Origin of the sequence: Streptomyces sp. NPDC018031 (assembly GCF_044327625.1) — a bacterium.
GTDB lineage: Bacteria > Actinomycetota > Actinomycetes > Streptomycetales > Streptomycetaceae > Streptomyces.
Window position 1 is genome coordinate 1 of record NZ_JBIRFT010000048.1, and the last position, 4,908, is coordinate 4,908.

Below are 4,908 nucleotides of genomic sequence, written 5' to 3' on the forward strand. Positions count from 1 at the left end.
GCGGATGCGCAGGAGCGCATCGAGGCCTTTGCGGGGCGGGTGTCGGTGGCGGCGGTCAATGGTGCGTCGTCCACGGTGGTGGCGGGGGAGCCGGCGGCGCTGGAGGAGCTGGTGGCCGCCTGTGAGGCGGACGGTATCCGTGCGCGTCGGATCCCGGTGGACTATGCCTCGCATTCCCCGCAGGTGGAGTCGGTGCGGGAGGAGTTGCTGCGGGTCCTGGACGGGATCACCCCGGTCTCCTCGCGGGTGCCGTTCTACTCCACGGTGGAGGCGGAGCCGGTGGACACCGCCGGGCTGGACGCCGGGTACTGGGTCCGCAACCTGCGGCAGACCGTCGAGTTCGAGCGCACCACCCGCACCCTCCTCGACCACGGCTACAGCGTCTTCGTCGAGTCCAGCGCCCACCCGGTGCTGACCATGGCGATCGGCGAGACCGCGGAGAGCACCGGCACCGAGATCACCGCAGTCGGCTCGCTCCGCCGCGACGAGGGCGGGCCCCGCCGCTTCCTCACCTCGCTGGCCGAGGCGTTCGCGGGCGGCGTCGCGGTGGACTGGTCACCGGTCACCGAGGGCGCGCACACCGTGGAACTGCCCACCTACGCGTTCCAGCACCAGCGGTACTGGATGGAGCCCGGCGACGACACCACGGCCGGTGCCGCCGCCCCCCGGGACGCCGCCGAAGCCTCCTTCTGGGCGGCCGTGGAGGGGGAGAACCTGGACCGCATCGCGGAAACCCTCCAGGTCGACCCGGAACAGCCGCTGCGGTCCGTGCTGCCCGCCCTGTCCGGCTGGCGGCGGCGGAGCCAGGAGCGGTCCGAGGTCGACTCCTGGCGCTACACCGTGGCCTGGCACCCGGTGCCGGACCCCGTCGCCCCCACCCTGACCGGCAACTGGCTGGCCGTGGTGCCCACCTCGGGCGCCGACGACCCGGCCGTCCGGGGCGCGCTGCACGCCCTCGAGACCCACGGGGCCGGCCTGATCCGGCTCGACGTGGACGCGGCGGACGCCGACCGCGCCACCCTGCTCGCCCGGATCCGCGAGACCGTCGGCGACGGCGAGGCACCCGCCGGGGTGCTCTGCCTGTGGCCGCTGGACGACACCTCGCCGCACCCCGACCACCCGTCCCTCTCCGCCGGGGTGATGGGCTCCCTCGCCCTGCTCCAGGCGCTCGGCGACGCCGGCCTCACGGCACCGCTGTGGTGCGTCACCCAGGGTGCCGTCGCGGTGGACGACACCGATCCGCGCCCCGGCCGCATCCAGGCCCAGATCTGGGGCCTGGGCCGGGTCGCCGCGCTGGAGCAGGCGGCGCTGTGGGGCGGTCTGGTCGACCTGCCCCCGGACGCCGACGACGCGGCGCTCACCCGCCTGGTCGCGGCGCTCGCCGGAACGGACGGCGAGGACCAGATCGCCGTGCGCCGCGCCGGCGCGCTCGGCCGCCGTATGGTGCGCGACCGGCTCGGCGGCGGCACTCCGGCCCGCCCGTGGACGCCCCGCGGCACCGTGCTGATCACCGGGGGCACCGGCGCCCTCGGCACCCTGCTGGCCCGCTGGTGCGCACGCAACGGCGCCGAGCACCTGGTCCTCACCAGCCGCCGGGGCCCCGAGGCCCCCGGCGCCGCGGAGCTGGAAGCCGAGCTCACCGCCCTCGGCGCCAAGGTCACCATCGCCGGCTGCGACATCGCCGACCACGACGAACTCGCCGCCCTGGTGAACCGGGTCGAGGCCGAGGGCCCGCCGATCCGGGCAGTGGTGCACACCGCCGCCCACATCGACCTCGGCCCGCTGGACAGCGCCACCCCCGCCGACTTCGCCGCGGCGTTCGCCGCGAAGGTCGAGGGCGCCGAGCACCTGGACCGGATCTTCGACCGGGACACCCTGGACGCCTTCGTGCTGTACTCCTCCATCGCCGCCTTCTGGGGCAGCGGCTACCACGGCGCGTACGCCGCCGCCAACGCCCACCTGGACGCCATGGCCTACCAGCGCCGCGCCCGCGGGCTGACCGCGACCTCCATGGCCTGGGGCGTGTGGCGTCCGGTGGACATCAAGGAGAGCTACGCGGCCGAGCGGATGGCCATCAGCGAACGCGCCCAGGCCCAGGGCCTGCCGTTCCTCGAACCCGACCTGGGCATCGCCGCGCTGAAGCAGTCGCTGGACAACGACGACACCTTCGTCGCCCTCGCCAACATCGACTGGGAGCAGTTCGTCTCGCTGTTCACCATGGCCCGCCCCACACGGCTGCTGGACGCACTGCCCGAGGCGACCCGGGTCATGCGGCAGCTGCGGGAGGCCGCCGCCGAGGACCCGGCGGACGAGGCCGGGGCGGCGGAACTGCGGCAGCGGCTCGCCCCGCTGCCCGCCGAGGAGCGCGACCGGATCCTGCTCGACCTGGTGCGCAGCCACGCCGCCGCCGTGCTCGGTCACCCCACCACCGACGAGGTCAAGCCGGGGCACCCGTTCCGGGACCTGGGCTTCGACTCGCTCACCTCGGTGGAACTGCGCAACCGGCTGGGCCGGGCCACCGGTCTGAAACTGCCCGCCACGCTCGCCTTCGACCACCCCACCCCCAACGCCCTGGTCGGCCTGTTGCGCGCGGAGCTGCTGCAGGAGACGGCCGCCACCGCCGAGTCGGTGCACACCGACATCGACCGGATGGCCGCCGCGCTCACCGACCTGGACGTGGACGACCTGGGCCGGGCCGCCATCACCGAACGGCTCCAGGCACTCCTCGCCCAGTGGACCGGCAGCCAGGTCACGGTCAGCGACGGCGGCGCCGGCGACGAATCCGTCGCCGACCGGCTCGAATCCGCCTCCGACGACGAGATGTTCGCGTTCATCCGTGAGGAGCTGGGCCGGTCGTGAGCACCGGCTAGCGGCCCGGACCGCCTCCCGCGACTCCGCCCCTCCCGGCCCCGCGCCCGCCCCCGGCCACACCACCGGGCGGCGGGCCGGGCGCGGCCCCGCGCGCTCCCCGCGCGGCGGCCCCGGAGCACACGGCGGAGCACCCCGACTTACCCACTTTCCTGACTGATCTCCGTAGGGGAACCCCATGGCAAGCAAAGAAGAAACGCTCCGCGACTACCTCAAGTGGGTAACGGCCGATCTGCACGAGACCAAGCAGCGTCTGCGCGGGGTGGAGGAGGCCGCCGGGGAGCCGATCGCCATCGTCTCCATGGCCTGCCGCTTCCCCGGCGGCGTGGCCTCGCCCGAGGACCTGTGGCAGATGGTCGACGAGGGCACCGACGCCGTCGCGGGGTTCCCCACCGACCGGGGCTGGGACCTGGAGGGTCTGTACGACCCGGACCCGGACGCGCCGGGCAAGAGCTACGTCAGGGACGGCGGATTCCTCTACGAAGCGGCACAGTTCGACCCCGACGTGTTCGGCATCTCGCCGCGTGAGGCCGTCGCGATGGACCCGCAGCAGCGGCTGCTGCTGGAGACCTCGTGGGAGGCGTTCGAACGCGGCGGCATCGACCCGGTCAGCGTCCGCGGCCGCCGCATCGGCACCTTCATCGGCTCCAACCGGCCGGACTACTTCACCGACCTCTCCAGCGCCCCCCAGGGCCTCGAAGGCCACCTGCTGACCGGCTCCAACGCCAGTGTGGTCTCCGGCCGCATCGCCTACACCTTCGGCCTCGAAGGCCCGGCCGTCACCCTCGACACCGCCTGCTCCTCGTCCCTGGTCGCCCTCCACCTGGCCTGCACGGCGCTGCGCCAGGGCGACTGCTCGATGGCACTGGTCGGCGGTGTCGCGGTGCTCTCCAGCCCCGGTGGGTTCATCGCCTTCAGCCGCCAGCGGGGCATGTCCCGGGACGGCCGCTGCAAGGCGTTCGGCGCGTCGGCCGACGGCCTCGGCCTCGCCGAGGGCGTCGGTGTGCTGCTGGTGGAGCGGCTGTCGGACGCGCGGAAGAACGGGCACCGGGTCCTCGCCGTGGTCCGCGGCTCGGCGATCAACCAGGACGGGGCCAGCAACGGCCTCAGCGCCCCCAGCGGGCCCGCGCAGGAGCGCGTGATCCGGCAGGCGCTGATCAACGCCAAGCTCAACGCGGGCCAGGTGGACGCGGTGGAGGCGCACGGCACCGGCACCACGCTGGGCGACCCGATCGAGGCGCAGGCCCTGATGGCCACCTACGGGCAGGGGCGGCCCGCCGACCGGCCGCTGTGGCTGGGGTCGTTCAAGTCCAACATCGGTCACGCCCAGGCGGCCGCCGGTGTCGCCGGTGTCATCAAGGCGGTCATGTCGTTGCGGAACGGGGTGCTGCCGAAGACGCTGCACGCCGACGAGCCGTCGCCGCACATCGACTGGTCGGCGGGTGCGGTGTCGTTGCTGACCGAGGCGCGGCCGTGGCCGGAGAAGGACGAGCCGTGGCGGGCCGGTGTCTCGTCGTTCGGCATCAGCGGGACCAACGCGCACGTGATCCTGGAGCAGGCACCGGAAGAGACGCCGGAGCAGGAGCAGGAGCAGGAGCCGGTGGACGGGGTGGCCGGGCCGGCGGCGGACATCCGCCCGGCCGCCGCCACCGCGGGCGTGGTGCCGTGGGCGCTGTCCGGCAAGAGCGAGCGCGCGCTGCGCGCCCAGGCCGAACGCCTCCGCTCCCACCTGGCCGGCCGGCCCGACCAGGCGCCGCTGGACGTCGCCGCGGCCCTGGTGCGTACCCGGGCCGCGCTGGAGCACCGTGCCGTGGTGGTCGCCGGCACCCGCGAGGAACTCCTCGCCGGACTCGACGCCGTCGGCCGCGGCGAGGCGGCCCCCTCGGTGGCCACCGGCACCGCCCAGCAGAGCGGCAAGGCGGTGTTCGTGTTCCCGGGTCAGGGTGCGCAGTGGGTGGGGATGGCGCGGGAGTTGATGGCTTCGGTGCCGGTGTTCGCGGAGTCGATGGAGCGGTGCGGGCGGGCGTTGGAGCCGTTCGT

2 protein-coding genes are annotated in these 4,908 nt (G+C 74.5%); both read left to right on the forward strand.

Going from position 1 to position 4,908, the window contains the following annotated elements; genetic code table 11:
• Window positions 1-2,859: SDR family NAD(P)-dependent oxidoreductase (locus tag ACH4B3_RS34105; RefSeq protein WP_398469653.1), on the forward strand; the 2,859-nt coding region annotated here is incomplete at its 5' end.
• A 187-nt stretch (window positions 2,860-3,046) separates the two neighbouring features.
• Window positions 3,047-4,908 (forward strand): type I polyketide synthase (locus tag ACH4B3_RS34110; protein WP_398469655.1); only part of this gene is annotated, 1,862 nt, incomplete at its 3' end.